Genomic DNA, 15,666 nt, shown 5'->3' on the forward strand with positions numbered 1-15,666 from the left:
GTCACACCTCCACCCGCGACAGCCGCCGGACCACCAGGTAGCCGACGACGAACAGGCCGGTCGCGACCAGGAGCACCACCTGGCCCGCCAGGTTCGTGATCATCACGTCCACCACGCCGGGGCTGAACGCGTTCATCAGCGCCACCGCGCCGAACGCCAGGAAGATCACCGTGTACCCCGAGAACTGGGCGCCCATCGTGGACGTCACCACCTCGCGGCGCAGGCGGCGCCGCTCCTCCAGCGTCTGCCCGATACCACCCAGCGCCGTGACCAGCTCGCCGCCCGAGCGGCCCTGGATGGTCAGCGTCTGCACCAGCACCGACAGCTCCCGGGACGGCAGCCGCTCGCTCAGCCCGGACAGCGCATCCCGCATGGACCGGCCCACCGCCATCTCCGCGCTGACCTGCGCCACCTCGGACGCCGCCGGCTCGGACATCTCCTCGGCCGCCATCTCCAGCGAGCGGCGCACGGCCAGTCCCGCCGAGGCGCCGTTCGCCAGCAGCCGCGCCAGCTCCGGGAGCTGCGCCACGAACCGGTCCACGCGCTGCTTGCGCCGCCGGTCCAGCCAGCGCTGGGCGCCGATCGCGACCAGCAGCACCGCGAGCGCCGCCGTGGCCCAGCCGAACAGGGGCAGCACGGCCAGGCCCCCCAGGACGGCCCCGGCGCAGGCGGCCGTCAGGAACAGGGACGGTGACCAGGCGGGCAGGCCCGCGCCGGCGAGCAGCGCCACGAGGCGCTGGCCCCAGCGCCGGCGGGCCAGCCGCTCGTCGACGCGCGTGAACACGGAGACCCCGGCGAGCTGGTCGAGGTCCGCGGTCTCGACCATGCGCCGCTCGGTCTCGGCGTTGCTGACGAGCGTCGCCACGGTGGCGGCGGCCATCAGCAGGGTCACCAGCAGACCCGCTGCGATCAGCAGGACGGTCACGACGCACCTCCGGCGGCGACGGGCTCGCCGGGCCCGGCGGGAGCCGACGCGGTCAGCACCGTCTCGCCCGCCCGGTGCAGCCGTTCCAGCAGGTCGTCGGGCACGGGCTCGGGCACGAACCGGCCGGCCACCGTGCGGTCGGGGCCCAGCGGCTCGGCGACGAACCGCATCAGCGGCGTCAGCGCGTACTCCTCGCGCCGCCGGGAGGTCACGGCCTGCACCTCGAGCACTCGCCGGGAGCCGTCCTGCGCGCGCTCCAGGTGCACCACCAGGTCGATCGCCGAGTTGATCTGGTCCCGCAGGGTCGCCGAGGGCAGGTCGAGCTCACTCATCGAGGCCAGCGTCTCCAGGCGGCCCAGCGCGTCGCGCGCCGTGTTGGCGTGCACCGTGGCCACCGAGCCGTCGTGGCCGGTGTTCATCGCCTGGAGCATGTCGAGCGTCTCGCCGCCGCGCACCTCGCCGACGATGATCCGGTCGGGCCGCATGCGCAGGGCGTTGCGCACCAGGTCGCGGATGGCGACGGCGCCGCGCCCCTCGACGTTCGCCGGCCGGGACTCGAGCCGCACCACGTGCCCCTGCTGCAGGGAGAGCTCGGCGGCGTCCTCGATCGTGACGATGCGCTCGTGGTCCGGGATGAGGCCGGACAGCGCGTTGAGGAACGTCGTCTTGCCGGAGCCGGTGCCGCCCGAGACCACGATGTTGAGCCGCGCCCGGACACATGCGGCGAGCAGGCTCGCGGTCGTCACGTCCAGGGTGCCCCGGTCCACGAGCTCGCCCATCCGGTACGGCGTCGGGAACCGGCGGATGGTCAGCGTGGGCCCGTCCAGGGCCAGCGGCGGGATGATCACGTTGACGCGCTCCCCGCTGGGCAGGCGCGCGTCGACCATCGGCGAGGACTCGTCCACGCGGCGGTTCACCTGCGACACGATCCGGTCGATGGTCTGGTAGAGCTGCTCCGCCGACGCGAACCGGGCGGGCACGCGCTCGACCTTGCCGTAGCGCTCCACGAACACGTCGTCCGGGCCGTTGACCATGATCTCGGTGATGGACTCGTCCGCCAGGAGCGGCTCCAGCACGCCCAGGCCGAGCGCGTCGTCGGTGATCCGCTGCACCAGGGCGCCGCGCTCGCGCGCGGACAGCACGGGCCCGTCCACCGAGAGCAGCCGGGACAGCACCCGCTCCAGCCGCACCCGCCGCTGGGCGGGCGAGAGCCGGGCGAGCTCGTCGACGTCGATCTCCTCGAGCAGCCGCTCGCGGTACACCTTGGCGAGGTCGTTGTCCTCGTCGTGCCGCTCGTCGGCGGCCAGCCGGTCGCGCAGTGCCATGTCTTTCCTTCCCCCTCAGCCGTCCACCGGGAACGCGGCGGTGCGGGTCAGCGCGACGTCGACCACCTTCATGCCCGCCAGCCCGAGCGGCGCCGTGACCGTGACCCGCACGCGCGCCGTGCCGTCCTCGACGGCGACCTGGATGTCGCGGACGGTCAGCCCGTCCGGGACCGCACGCTCCGCCTCGGCGTGCGCGTTCCCGCCGAGGCTCAGGGCCCGGGCGCCGTTGCGGGCGGCCTCCTGCGCGATCGACGCCGTCTGCGCCACGGTGATCCCCTGGATCGCCAGCAGCGCCACCAGCACCATCGCGAACACGACGCCGACGAGCTCGACGGTCGCCTGCCCCCGTTCGCGCCGTGTGCCCGCGACCATCTCAGCCCTCCCGGTAGACGGCGGCCGACGACGACGCGGACAGGTCCACGCCCGGCAGGATCGTCGAGACGGTCACGCGCACGCTGACCTCCTGCGGCGACACCTCGATGTCGGAGTCGCCGACGGCGGCGCGGAACGAGCCCGGGAGCTGCTCGCGCACGTCGTCGCGCACCTGGTCGACGACGTCGTCCCGGGGCTGGCCCAGCGCGTCGTAGTACCCGAGCACACCGACCGTGCGGGCCCCCTCCTGGGCGGCGGCCCGCGCGGCGAGCAGGCCGGAGGCCCACCCGATGCCCTGCACGCACAGCAGCACGACCATGAGCACCATCAGGATGACCACCGGCAGCTCGGCGGTGGCCTGACCGGCCTCCGGGTCGGCGCCCCTGCGCCGCCCCCGCTGCTTGCCTGCCCGCCGGTCCGAGCCCGCGACCAGCGACTCGACCTCGGTGGGTCCGTCCGGCGTGCCCTCGCGCGCGGCGGCCGCCTGGGGGCGGATCGCCGCGACCCCGACCTCCGCCACGGCGGTGTGCACCGGCGTGGGCGTCTCCAGCAGCGTGGCCGTGTTGACCGCGCCCGCGAACGCGGTGCCGCCGTCGGGCACCGTGAACGCGATGGGGCGCTCCACGATGCGCTCCACCAGGGCGGGCGTCACCTCGTCGCGCGGGGTCCGCCGGTTGAGCACCAGCTCGACCGTCGCCGGGCGCCGGACCGCCAGCCGGTCCCACTGCGCCAGGCTGCGCCGCGCGGCGCGCAGGGACGGCAGGTCCGGGGTGGTCACCAGGAGCACGCGGTCCGCGAACTCCAGGGCCGTGGCCCGCGGCTCGTCCAGGTGGGCGCCGACGTCGATCACGGCCAGGCCGGACTCGAACCGCAGGGCGCTCACGATGGAGCGGACCGCCGCCGGGGTCATCGCCTCGGCCCGCTCACCCTCGGCCGGGGCGGGCAGCAGCCGCAGGCCGCCGGGCACCTCGTAGGTGGTCTCGCGCAGCATCCGCCCGGTGACCTCGCCCTCGACCGCGGCCAGGTCCACCACCGAGCGGCGGGTCCGCACCCCGGTGTAGGCGGTGAGGTCGCCGGCCCCGAGGTCGAGGTCCACCAGGAGGGTGTCGTTCGTGCGCCCGGCGCGCGCCAGGAGCAGGGACAGCACCGAGGTCCCGACGCCGCCCTTGGCCCCGGCGATCGCGACGACCTGCCCGCTGCGGCCGCCGTTGCGCTCGGCGGCGATCGAGGCCCGCGCCATCGCCGACCAGGACGCCACCGCCTCCAGCCGGGTCAGCACCTCCTCCAGGCCCGCGTTCCGGGCGATCACCGAGCGCGCGCCGACCTCCATCGCGGCCGCCATCGCCCGGCTCATCTCGGCGGGGCCGTGCGCGTCCACGACCATGACGATGCCGGTCAGCGGCGTGGCCAGGCCGACGCTGCGGGCCACGGCGTGCCCGTGCCCGTCGTCCGCGGCCTCGTCCACCACCACGATCTCGATGTCCGGCTGCCGGTCGAGCGCCGTGAGCACGCCCGCGCCGTCGGACACCGCGGCCGCGAGCTCGAAGCCGTCGGACTCCGCGAAGATGTGGCCGAGGTGGTCCCGGACCTCGTGCGCCGGCGTCGCGAGCAGCACCTTGGTGACCATGCTCAGCCCTCCGACTTCGGGATCGCGCCGTCGTACACGCGCTGCTGCTCGGGGAGCATGTCCTCGTCGCCCGCGCCGCGCAGGGCCAGGCGCATCTTCACGGAGAAGGACTCGACGTAGGCCAGGGTCAGCGCGTCCTCGGTGCTCAGCGCGAACGTCACCGGCAGCCCGCTGCGCATCTCCAGGCTGTCCGAGGCCTCGACCGTGCGCGGGATGCCGACCTCCAGGACCAGCACGTTGGACACCCAGACCCGCGAGACCGGCTTCTCGTCCTTGGCGCCCTCCATCGTGGCGATGATGTCCACGTGGTCGCCGGGCTCGACCTTGCCGGCTACGCCGGTCTCGGCGTCCACGATGATCGCGACCTCGCGGAACCCCGGCTGCACGCCCGGTCGCTCGATCAGCATCCCGGACTGCAGCAGCGAGCCCTTGTCGAACGAGGTGGCGGCCACGAGGCCGTCGGCGTCGTCCGCGCTGCGCACGGCCGTGTCCGGGACCCAGCGCTCCGGCACCCGGACGCGGTCCAGCATGTCCTCGTCGACGGGCTCCAGGGCGTCGACCGAACGGTTGAGCTGGAGCACCGTCACCATCGGCCCCACCTGGGAGCTCACGGTGCGCACGTAGTAGAGGACGCCGACGAACACGGCGACCGCCAGGATCGAGGTGACGACGAGGAAGAACACTCCCCGGCGCTGACGCGGGTTCAACTGATCACTCCCTGTGTCTCGGTCTGCGGGCCGGTCTGCGCGCCGGCCCTGGTCTCGACGCGGGCCCGACGCTCCGCGATGTCGCAGAAGATGCAGCTCTGGGCCACGGCCCGGCCGCACGTGTCGCAGGCACCCCAGAGGTAGGACCCGGCGAGCGCGCTCGCCACGGCCGTCTCCAGCGAGCCGGCGATGGTCGACACCTCCAGCCAGCGCGCGGCGGACCAGCCCGCCTCGGCGCCGGCCAGCTCGGTGTCAGGCTCCCGGGGCAGCAGGTCGCCGGCGTCGTCCGGCACGACGGGCCGCGCGGACCGGGCCGCGACCAGCAGCGCGCCGCCGTCGGGCACCCCGAGGCTGCCGCGGAAGCGGCGCACCGAGCCGGGCTTCGAGCCGCGCCCCGGGTCCACCACGAACGCCGTGCGCGGCAGGTAGCTGCCCGCGTGCTGGCGGAACGTCGGCGTCGGGCGGTGCAACGAGGCCACGCTGGAGAGCAGCACCCGCGTGCTGGTGCGCGAGAGCACCTCGTCGGCCACCACCCGGGCGGACGACGCCGTCAGGCCCGGCGAGGCGAGGCCCGCCAGCATGACCGCCCACGCGGTGACGGGGGCCTCGACGTGCAGCACGCCGAGCCGTTCGGGACCGAGCACCAGGCGGGCGGAGCGGGCCACCCGCCAGGCGGCGTCGTCACGGGTGGCCAGCACCACGTCGTCCGCGGAGAGCCGGGCGACGGCCTCCACGACGTCCCCCAGCGCGCGCTGCGCCCGGCCGACCCCCCGGTGCGTTCCCCCCGGACCGCCGATCGCAATGACCTGCACGGTGCCCCCTCACAATCGACACAAGCACCCGCTGACAACCACGGGTGCACCACGGACTGTACTGATTTTGCTCATATACGTATATATCTGGGACGGATGAATTTCACTTCTGAGCGTTTTCCCGTATGTGGACGCTCATATGAGCGCGATACGCTCCTGGTCGTGAACTCGAACCAGCTCCTGGTGGACGACCGGCCCGTGGCCGCCGTCGAGGTCGCCGACACCGCCCTGACCCGCGCCCGCGGCCTGCTGTTCCGCCGCGTGCTGCCCGAGGCCCTGCTGCTGCGGCCCTGCTCGTCGGTGCACGGCGCGTGGATGCGCGTGCCGCTCGACGTGGCCCTGCTCTCGACGGACGGCGAGGTGGTGCACGCCCAGGTGCTGCGCCCCTGGGCCGTGACCCGCCCCCGCCGGGGCGTGACCCAGGTGCTCGAGGCCCCCACCGGGAGCTTCGAGCGCTGGGGGCTGCGGGCGGGCAGCAGGCTGGCGTTCATCTCTGCTTGAACTTCACGATCTTGGTGTCGGGGTCGTAGTCGTAGCTGCCGCTGAAGCCCCAGTTGATCCAGCCGCCGTCGCCCTTGTTCTTGACGGTGCCGGAGTTGAGGGCGATGACGTCCATGCCGTCGACGGTGGCCAGATGCACGAACCCGAACAGGCTGCTGAAGGCGAAGTTCTCGAAGTCCTTGACGACCAGGATGTTCTTGTCGGGGAAGGCCTTGCCGTACTCGTCCAGCAGGGAGCGGACCCGCTCGGCGCGGTCGCCGGGCACGTCGCCGTCGTAGTCCGTGCCCGGGTATGTACCCTCGGTGAACTTCGGGGTCTCGTTGTCGACGTACTGCGCACCGACGTCGTGGCGGGAGTCGAGCTTGCTGGTGGGCGGGTCGGAGAAGTCGTCGCTGTAGTACTCCGGGGGCGCGACGAAGTCCTTGGCGCGGCACTGGGGTGCCGGGGTCATGGTCTGCTTGTCGCCGTTGACGTCGGTGACCTCGAACGAGGACTCCGACAGCGTCCGGTTCTCGTCGACCGTCGTCCACTCGACCTTGAACAGGTCCAGGCCCTGCCACTTGAGCCCGGCCCCGCCGCTGCCGGTGACCTTGTCGACGTCGTAGGTCAGCTCGCGCACGTTGGCGTAGTCCTCCGCCGCCTCGTACAGCGTGCCGCCGTCCTGGTCCGCACCGTCGATCTCGACGTCGCCCTTGATGAGGTTGCCCTCCCGGTCCCGCGGGAAGAGCTCGTCGATCGTCGGGCCGAGCACCTCGCGCAGCTCGGGATACTGGTTGAAGTCGATGATCATCTCGCGCTTGGAAAGCGTGCCCGACTCGCCCGTCGAGCTGTACCCGCCGGTCACCTTGAAGCCGTACGGCAGCACCACGTCGACGTCGACGCCCGCCTTGTAGAGCGTGCGCAACACCTGGTCGTCCATGGAGATGATCAGCCGGGACAGCTCGCCGTCCTTGTTCCACAGCACCGACGTGCTCGTGGTGCCGCGCCACTCGGCACCGACCTGCCCCTTGCCCTTGACCGCGCCGTTGCTGTCCTTGGTGAACGGCTGCTTGCCGGACAGCTCGGCGCCGATGAGGAACCCGCCGATGTCGGACGACGTGTAGGTCGCCTGCCGGCTGCCGTCGGACCAGCGCCGGTCCTCGACCTGCACCTCGCCCTCGTAGCCGCCCTCGACCATGCCCTTGAGCGCGATGTCACCGGTCTTCGGACCCCACTTCAGGCCGCCCTTGAGCTTGACCTTCTTGATGTCGCTGTCGGCCTCGGCGAGCTCGTGGTGCTCGGGCTCCTCGTCACGCAGGTTCTCGGCCTCCTCGACGTACGGGTTCCTGCCGCACCCGCCGGTCCACTGGACCATCGCCCCCGAGCAGCTGTTCTGCTTGCCGTTGACGTCGTCATACTTCTTGTACCAGTCGATCCACTTCTGGGCCGCCTGCATGTCGGTGAACTCGTAGGTCTTGTCCTTCGCGTATCCCGTGATCCCCGCCACGTCGAAGCTGATCAGCGAGCCGCCCACGTCGCTGCCGCTCACGCCGGCGCCCATCTCCACGCCCCGCAGCACGTGGATGCGGATGCGACCGTCGCCGAGCTTCTCGATGAGCGTCCCGTTGCTGTTGCCCCACCGGAAGAACAGGAACTGGACGTTCTCGCTCTCCACGTGCCCGGTCGTCTCGACCACGCAGGGCGGCGCCATGGTGGTGTACCGGGTCGTGATGCAGTTGGCCAGCTCGCCCGAGCGCGCGGCGCGCTCCTTGCCGGGCTCGGCATCGAGATAGGCCTGCCACTCCTTCTCGCAGCCCTTGGGCACGGGGTAGTCCCGGCAGCCGACCTGGACGCGCGGCGGGGCGCCCTCGTCGATCTCCTCGCTGGTGGGCAGTGCGTTGGCGCACGACTCGTCGTTCGGGTCGTCCTGGGGGCCGCCCCGGCCGGTCGTGATGCAGTCGACGTACTCCCGCAGGTCCTCGGCCCGGTACCGGCCGTCCTCGAGCCCGTCCGGCCGCTTCTCGTCGCACGACGTCGGCACGGGGTACCAGGTGCAGCCGATCTGGACGACCGCGGTGTCCTCGGGCTTGTCGGCGCGGTCGACGTGGTCGAACGTGACGTCCTCGTCGCAGTCACCCGTGGGCGGCGGGTAGTCGCCCCCTCCGCCGCCACCACCGCCACCACCCCCCGTGTCCTCACCGGCGCACTCCTGCCCTTCCTCCTTGACGATCGGGTCGACGGCACACAGCCACTGCTCGCTGACGTCCGCCGCCACCGGGCTCGCCGCCGCCAGCACGATGCCCACCACCAGCAGCAGCAGACCGATGACCGCGACGTACTCCGTCAGTGCCTGCCCGGCCTCGCGATCCCGACTGCTCATGTCCGCAAACTAGGGACGGACGGTGAACCACACCTGTCCGCAAGCCGTCCTCCGGGGATACAGATCCACCCCATCTGCGCAGGTCATGGGCCCGCGGCACCACGCAGTGGGGCCACGGGCCCAGAACCGCCGGTGGTTTCACCCGCCCGCCCACGGCTCCTTGGACTCCACGGTCTTGTCGTCCTGGTCGTACGAGTAGTTGCCGCCGAATCGGGTCCGCGACGTCAGCCGCCACCGGCGTCGCCGCCGCGACCACCACGGCGACCCCCGGCAACACGGGCCGCTCACGGCTGCTTGAACTTCACGGTCTTGGTGTCCGGGTCGTAGTCGTAGTTGCCCGTGAACCCCCAGTTGATCCAGCCGCCGTCGCCCTTGTTCTTCACCGTGCCCTGGTTGATCCCGATGACGTCCATCCCGTCGACCGTGGCCAGGTGCACGAACCCGAACAGGCCGCTGAAGTTGAAGTTGCCGAAGTCCTTCACGACCAGGATGTTCTTGTCCGGGAAGGCCGCGGAGTACTCGTCCAGCAGCGAGTGCACCCGCTCGGCCCGGTCCTTCGGGACGTCGCCGTCGTAGTCCGTGCCCGGGTAGGTGCCCTCGGTGAACTTGGGTGACTTGTTGTCCACGTACTCGGTACCGATGTCGTGGCTCTGCTGCCCGATCTGCGTGGGCGGGTCGGAGAAGTCGTCGCTGTAGTAGGCGGGCGGCTGCTCGAAGTCCTTGGCCCTGCACTGCGGCGCCGGCGAGACCTTCTGCTTGTTGCCGTCCACGTCGGTCACCTCGAACGACGACTCCGAGAGGATCTGCTCCTCGTCCACCGAGGTGAACGACACCTTGAACAGGTCGAGCCCCTGCCACGTCAGGCCGCCGCTGCCGCCCTCGGTCGATCGCGTCGCGTCGTAGGTCAGCTCGCGCACGTTGGCGTAGTCCTCGGCGGCCTCGAACAGCTCGCCGCCCTCCTCGTTCTGCCCGTCGATCTCGACGTCGTCCTTGATCAGGTTGCCCTCCTTGTCCCGGGGGAACACCTCGTCGATCTTCGGGCCGAGCTTCTCGCGCAGCTCCGGGTACTGGTTGAAGTCGATGATCAGCTCGCGCTTGGAGATGGTGCCCTCCTCCTCGGAGGTGCTGTACCCGCCGTTCACCGCGAAGCCGTACGGCAACGCCACCGAGAGGTCGATGCCCGCCTTGTACAGCGTGCGCATCACCTGCTCGTCCATCGAGATGATCAGCTTGGAGAGCTTGCCCTCCTTGTCCCAGGCCGCCGTCGTGCTGGTGGTGCCCTTCCACTCCATGCCCACCGAGCCCGAGCCGGCGCCCGAGCCGGAGCTGGTCTCCTTGCCGTCCTTGTCCTTGGTGAACGGCTTCTTGCCGCCCAGCGAGGCCCCGATCAGGAACCCTCCGATGTCGGACGACGTGTACGTGGCCGTGCGGCTGCCGTCGGACCAGCGCCGGTCCTCGACCTGGACCTCGCCCTCGTAGCCCCCCTCGACGCTGCCCGTCAGGGAGAACGGCCCGTTCTTGCCGGTCAGGCTGAGACCGCCCTTGAGCTTCACCTTCTTGATGTCGCTGTCCGCCTCGGCCAGCTCGTGGTGCTCGGGCTCCTCGTCCTGGAGGTCCTGCACGTCGCCGACGTCGGGCATGTGGTCGGGCGGCGGCGGGCAGTAGCTCATCGGCGGCGGACAGTTGCGGCCGCCCCCGCTGTAGACGATGGACTTGGCCATGTCGTACCGCTTGTACCAGTTGATCCACTCCTGGGCCTTGGTCATGTCCGTGAACTCGTACGTCTTGTCGGTCCCGTACCCCGTGATGCCGGCGATGTCGAAGCTGACCGGCGAGCCGCCCACCTCGCTGCCGCTCGCGCCCGCGCCCATCTCCACCCCGGTCAGGATGTGGATTCGGATACGCCCGTCGCCCAGCTTCTCGATCAGCGTCCCGTTGCTGTCGCCCCACCGGAAGAACAGGAACTGGATCTCCGAGCTGTCCACGTGCCCGGTGGCCTGGACCACGCAGGTCGGCTCCATCGACTTGTACTTCTCGGTGATGCAGTTGGCCAGCTCCCCGGACCGCGCGGCCCGCTCCTTGCCGGGCTCGGCGTCCTCGTAGGCCGCCCACTCGGCCTCGCAGCCCTTCGGCACCGGGTACTCACGGCAGCCCACCTGCACCCTCGGCGGGGCGTCCTCGTCGATCTCCTCGCTGGTCGGCATCGTGTTCACGCACGACTCGTCGTCCGGGTCGTCCTTGGGCCCGCCCCGGCCGTCGAGCACGCAGTCGACGAAGTCCTGGATCTCCTCCTCCAGGTACACCTGGTCCTCGGTGTCCCGGTCCAGGTGCCCGTCCGGCATGTTCGCCGAGAAGCAGATGGTCGGGCCGGGGTACCAGACACAGTCGATCTGCACGACGGCGGTGTCCCACTGGGAGTCGGGCTTGTCCACGAAGTCGAAGGTGACGTCGTCCTCGCAGCTGCCCGACGGCGGGCTGTAGTCGTCCCCCGGGCTCGGCGAGTCCTCGGGCTCCCCGGGATCGCCGTCGTCGTCGACGCAGTGGTCTGCGCCCTCCTCCTTGACGATGGGGTCCACCGCGCACAGCCACTGCTCGCCGATGTCCGCGGCCACCGGGGTGGCCGCGGCGAACACGATGCCCACCACCAGCAGCAGCAGACCGATGACCGCGACGTACTCGGTGAGCGCCTGCCCGTCCTCGCGTCCGGGACGCAGAACACGGAGCACCCCTGCGCGACGGCCGGCGTTCACCTCGTCGTCACTGGTCATTCATTCACGGTATGGACCAGCCGGGTAGAGGACGACGGCCCGGCGGCCCAACCGTGCGCCCAAAAACCTCTGGGCCCGGGGGCCTACTCCTTGGCCACCAGCGTCAGCACCTCGTAGGTCGCCACCTGCTCGTCGCGCTGGTTGGTGAGCACAGCGTCCCAGCGCACCTCGCCGTACTCCTCGTCCTCCCGCGGGGTGATCTGGGCCGCCGTCAGCCGCACCCGGATCGTGTCCCCGGGCGAGACCGGCGTCAGGAACCGCAGGTTCTCCAGGCCGTAGTTCGCCAGCACCGGGCCTGGAGCCGGATCCACGAACAAGCCCGCCGCGAAGGACACGAGCAGGTACCCGTGGGCCACGCGCCCGGGGAAGAACGGGTTGGCCGCGGCGGCCTCCTCGTCGGTGTGCGCGTAGAAGGTGTCGCCGGTGAACTCGGCGAAGTGCGTGATGTCGTCCAGCGTGACCTCGCGCGGTTCCGACTCGACGGCGTCGCCGATCCGCAGCTCCGCGAGCGACCGGCGGAAGGGATGCCCCGCGTCGGTGCGCGACGGCGCCCCCGCCCGCCACCGGCCGGTCAGCCCGGTCAGCGCTGCGGGCGTGCCCTGCACGGCGGTGCGCTGCATGTAGTGCTCGACGGCGCGGACGCCACCCAGCTCCTCGCCCCCGCCGGCGCGGCCCGGGCCGCCGTGCACCAGGTGCGGCACGGGCGAGCCGTGGCCGGTGGAGGAGCGCGCGTCGTCCCGGTCGAGCACCAGCACCCGGCCGTGCAGCGGCGCGATCCCGGTCACGAGGTGCCGCACCACGTCGGGGTCGGCGGACGCGACCGTCGCCACGAGCGAGCCGCCGCCCAGGTTCGCCAGCCGGACGGCGTCGTCCAGGTCGCGGTAGCCGATCACCGAGGCGACCGGGCCGAAGGCCTCGACGTCGTGCACCGCGGGCGCGTCGGCGTCATCGAACCGCAGCAGGAGGGGCGCGACGAACGCGCCGTCGGGCGCGGGGGCCCGCGTGCCGTCCGCGTGCACCACCTCGGGCTCCGCGAGGTCACCGACCACGATCTGCCCGCCGCCCGCGACGAGCTCGCGGACGCTGCGCAGCACCTCCTCCTTCTGCGCGGCGCTCGCCAGGGCGCCCATCGTGACGCCCTCGGCCCGCGGGTCGCCCACGACGACGCGCTGCGCGATCCGCTCGCGCACGGCGTCGACCACGGCGTCCTGGCGGTCCGCCGGGACGATCACCCGCCGGATCGCGGTGCACTTCTGCCCGGCCTTCACGGTCATCTCGGTGACCACGGAGGCGACGAACGCCGTGAACTCCGGGCTCCCGGGCTCCGCGTCGGGGCCGAGCAGGGCGGCGTTCAGCGAGTCCGTCTCGGCGGTGAGGTGCACGCCCCGGCGGATCACGGCGTCGTCGACCGCGAGCACGCGCGCCGTGGAGGCCGAGCCGGTGAAACCCACGGCGTCGCGCACGTCCAGGAAGTCCAGGAACCCGCGGGCCGGGCCGCTGACGAGCTGGAGCGACCCCTCCGGAAGAAGGTCCGCGTCGACGATCGCGCGCACCGCGGCCTCGGCGAGGTAGGCCGTGGCCGACGCCGGCTTGACGATCGTCGGTACCCCGGCGAGGAAGGCCGGCGCGAACTTCTCCAGCATGCCCCAGACGGGAAAGTTGAAGGCGTTGACCTGGAAGGCGACGCCCGGGCGCCGCAGCCGCACGTGCTGGCCGCCGAACGAGCCGTCGCGCGACAGGTTCTCCGGAGGGCCGTCCACCAGCACCTGCGCGTTGGGCAGCTCCCGACGCCCCTTGGACCCGTAGGTGAACAGCACGCCGATGCCGCCGTCGATGTCGACCGCGCTGTCCCGCCGGGTCGCGCCGGTGCGCAGGCTCACCTCGTACAGGCCGTCCTTGACGCCGGTCAGGTGCTGCGCGAGCCGCTTGAGCAGGAGCGCCCGCTGGTGGAACGTCAGCGCGCCGAGCGCCGCCTGGCCCACCGTCCGGCCGTACTCGACCACGGCCCCCAGGTCGATGCCGCCGGCGGCGACCGACACGACCGGCTCGCCCGTCGCGGCGTCGCGCACCACCTGCCCGTCGCCGTCCGACGGCGGGCGCTGCCACGCCCCGAGGACGTAGCTGTCGAGCTGGCGAACCGGGGTCTCCGTCGCGGTCATGACGCTTCCTCTCCACTGTCCGAACGTGTCTCGTGCTCAGGTGATGTCACTCGTCCCACCGGAAGAACCCCTCGCCGGCCTTGCGCCCCAGCCGGCCCGCCGCGACCATCTCCCGCAGCAGCGGCGGCACGGCGAACCGCGGCCCCAGCTTGCGCTCGAGGTGCTCGGCGATGCCGAGCCGCACGTCCAGCCCGACCAGGTCGGTCAGCCGCAGCGGGCCCACCGGGAACCGGTAGCCGCGCACCATCGCGGTGTCGATGTCGGCGGGCGAGGCCACGCCCTCCTCGACCATGCGGATCGCCTCCAGACCGATCGCGACGCCCAGCCGGGAGCTCGCGAAGCCCGGCGAGTCGGACACGACGATCGAGGCCTTGCCGAGGTCGGCCACCCAGGCGGCCGCCTCCTCGACCAGGACCGGCACGGTCCTCGCGCCCCGCACGATCTCGACCAGGGCCGAAGCGGGCACCGGGTTGAAGAAGTGCAGCCCGACGAACCGCTCGGCGTGGTCCAGGTGGCCGGCCAGCGCGTCGACCGACAGGGACGAGGTGTTGGTCGCCAGCCAGGCCGTCGGCGGCAGCACCGCCTCGACACGGCCCAGGACGTCGACCTTGGTCGCGAGGTCCTCGGGTACGGCCTCGACCACGAGTCCGGCCTCCGCGACGTCGGCCAGGGCGGTGGTCACGCGCGCCCGGCCCAGCAGCTCCGGGGCGGTCCGCGGGGTGCTCCCCCGCTCCACGCTCGCCGCCACGGCGCGCTCCAGCCCGGCCCGGGCCCGCGCGGCCGCCTGGTCGTCCCGCTCGACGACGACGGTGGTGGCCCCCGCGAGGAGGAACGCGTGCGCGATCCCGACGCCCATGCGGCCGCCGCCCACCACACCGACCGTCCGCGGCAGCGTCATGGCTTCTTCCGTTCCAGGAAGGCGGTCATCCGCTCGCGCTTGGCCGGCGACTCGAACAGCACGGACTGCGCGACGTCGTCGACGTCGGGGTGGGCGTCCCGCGGCGCCCGGAAGACCCGCTTGGTGTAGCGGACCGCGAGCGGGTCCTGCTCGGCGATACGGTCGGCGAGCGCGTCGGCCGCGGCGACCAGTCCGGCCGACGGGTGCACGGCGCTGACCAGCCCCGCCGCCAGGGCCTCGGCGGCGTCGAGCACCCGGCCGGCGAGCAGCATCTCGAGCGCGAGGGCCTCACCCACGAGCTCCTTGAGACGCCAGGTCGCGCCCGCCGCCGCGATGATGCCGAGGCCCACCTCGGGGTTGCCGAACCGGGCGTTCACACCGGCCAGCCGGAAGTCGGCGGCGTAGGCCAGCTCGGCGCCGCCGCCCAGCGCCCAGCCGTCCACGGCCGCGATCACCGGCATGGGCAGCCGCGCGATGCGCACGAACAGCCGGGAGTTGATGCCGGCCAGCGCGTCCTCGCGGCCGCGCTCGCGCAGCTCCGCGATGTCGGCGCCCGAGGCGAAGACCTTCTCGGTCCCGGACAGCAGCAGCAGGCGCGGGCGCTCCTCCAGCTCGGCGCAGACCGCGTGCAGCTCGTCGACCATCGCGCGGTCGATCGCGTTGCGCACCTCCGGGCGGTCCAGGCGCACGTGCAGGCGGTCCGCGCGGTCCTCCACGCGCCGCAGTGCTGGCATGGCCTCATCACCTCGGGTCGTGCCGGGGGTAGCGTCGTCGCTACTTACTGACCGTTCGTTCTGTAGCAGCATCGCATGTGCGGTCGCCGGGTTCAAGACCGGTTCCGCCCGGGGACCGACACCCGTCGCGTCGGAGCTGCTCGGGTGGTGGCTCCGCCGCGGCGGAAGCCCTGACCTGGACGTCACCGCCTGGTTCGCGACTCGCACATGGCGCGTGCGTCGCCGTTCCCGCCTGAGGTTCTGTTCAGACCACGAGCTCCTGCCCGCACGGCCGGCGTTGAAACGATGCAACATCGTGGCCCGAACAGAACCCCAGGAGTCGGCTGGCAGCGGCAGCGGCAGCGGCCCACGCGCCAGGACAGCCGGCCGCGGCGAAGGCCTAGGTGTACTGAGCCGTCAGGTTGGTGACACTCGGGCTGCGGGTGGGCGTCCGTGGCTGGAGTGGATGCGTTCAGTGTTGTAGTGCTCGATCCAGGGTG

The 15,666-nt window shown here is 72.2% G+C and carries 12 protein-coding genes; 1 reads left to right on the plus strand and 11 read right to left on the minus strand.

Annotated features, from left to right (window positions below; genetic code table 11):
* Position 1: 1 nt before the first annotated feature.
* From ACH47X_RS18770 to ACH47X_RS18795, 6 genes are read right to left on the minus strand one after another with little or no spacing between them, the layout of a single operon-like run.
* The gene (locus tag ACH47X_RS18770) at positions 2-925 is read right to left on the minus strand and encodes a type II secretion system F family protein (protein WP_397406039.1); all 924 of its coding nucleotides are present in this window, start codon (positions 923-925) and stop codon (positions 2-4) included.
* A complete protein-coding gene (locus tag ACH47X_RS18775; protein WP_397406040.1) occupies positions 922-2,250 on the minus strand; it encodes a CpaF family protein in 1,329 nt (442 codons plus the stop codon). The genes ACH47X_RS18770 and ACH47X_RS18775 overlap by 4 nt, the downstream gene beginning before the upstream one ends.
* A gap of 15 nt (positions 2,251-2,265) precedes the next feature.
* Entirely contained in the window at positions 2,266-2,622 is a 357-nt protein-coding gene (locus ACH47X_RS18780) for a TadE/TadG family type IV pilus assembly protein (RefSeq protein ID WP_397406041.1), read from the minus strand.
* Between the two features lies 1 nt (position 2,623).
* The gene (locus ACH47X_RS18785) at positions 2,624-4,249 is read right to left on the minus strand and encodes a hypothetical protein (protein WP_397406042.1); all 1,626 of its coding nucleotides are present in this window, start codon (positions 4,247-4,249) and stop codon (positions 2,624-2,626) included.
* A gap of 2 nt (positions 4,250-4,251) precedes the next feature.
* Positions 4,252-4,956: a Flp pilus assembly protein CpaB gene (gene cpaB / locus ACH47X_RS18790; RefSeq protein ID WP_397406043.1), complete on the minus strand. Its 705-nt coding sequence runs from the start codon at positions 4,954-4,956 to the stop codon at positions 4,252-4,254.
* Positions 4,953-5,768, minus strand: a complete 816-nt coding sequence (locus ACH47X_RS18795; RefSeq protein ID WP_397406044.1) for a hypothetical protein — start codon at positions 5,766-5,768, stop codon at positions 4,953-4,955. Before ACH47X_RS18795 ends, cpaB begins: the two co-directional genes overlap by 4 nt.
* Before the next feature lie 162 nt (positions 5,769-5,930).
* On the opposite strand from ACH47X_RS18795, the gene ACH47X_RS18800 reads away from it, so the two are divergent.
* Entirely contained in the window at positions 5,931-6,269 is a 339-nt protein-coding gene (locus tag ACH47X_RS18800) for a DUF192 domain-containing protein (protein WP_397406045.1), read from the plus strand.
* On the opposite strand, the gene ACH47X_RS18805 is transcribed toward ACH47X_RS18800, so the two are convergent.
* From ACH47X_RS18805 to ACH47X_RS18825, 5 genes are all read right to left on the minus strand, one after another.
* Entirely contained in the window at positions 6,256-8,628 is a 2,373-nt protein-coding gene (locus ACH47X_RS18805; protein ID WP_397406046.1) for a hypothetical protein, read from the minus strand. The two genes, ACH47X_RS18800 and ACH47X_RS18805, sit on opposite strands and share 14 nt — an antisense overlap.
* 284 nt (positions 8,629-8,912) lie before the next feature.
* Positions 8,913-11,396: a hypothetical protein gene (locus tag ACH47X_RS18810; RefSeq protein WP_397406047.1), complete on the minus strand. Its 2,484-nt coding sequence runs from the start codon at positions 11,394-11,396 to the stop codon at positions 8,913-8,915.
* 83 nt (positions 11,397-11,479) lie between these two features.
* A complete protein-coding gene (gene paaZ / locus ACH47X_RS18815; RefSeq protein WP_397406048.1) occupies positions 11,480-13,555 on the minus strand; it encodes a phenylacetic acid degradation bifunctional protein PaaZ in 2,076 nt (691 codons plus the stop codon).
* 46 nt (positions 13,556-13,601) lie between these two features.
* Positions 13,602-14,453: a 3-hydroxyacyl-CoA dehydrogenase family protein gene (locus tag ACH47X_RS18820; protein WP_397406049.1), complete on the minus strand. Its 852-nt coding sequence runs from the start codon at positions 14,451-14,453 to the stop codon at positions 13,602-13,604.
* Positions 14,450-15,187, minus strand: a complete 738-nt coding sequence (locus tag ACH47X_RS18825) for an enoyl-CoA hydratase/isomerase family protein (RefSeq protein ID WP_397406050.1) — start codon at positions 15,185-15,187, stop codon at positions 14,450-14,452. The genes ACH47X_RS18820 and ACH47X_RS18825 overlap by 4 nt, the downstream gene beginning before the upstream one ends.
* Positions 15,188-15,666 lie beyond the last annotated feature (479 nt).

Origin of the sequence: Promicromonospora kroppenstedtii, assembly GCF_044389675.1 — a bacterium.
Lineage (GTDB): Bacteria > Actinomycetota > Actinomycetes > Actinomycetales > Cellulomonadaceae > Promicromonospora > Promicromonospora kroppenstedtii.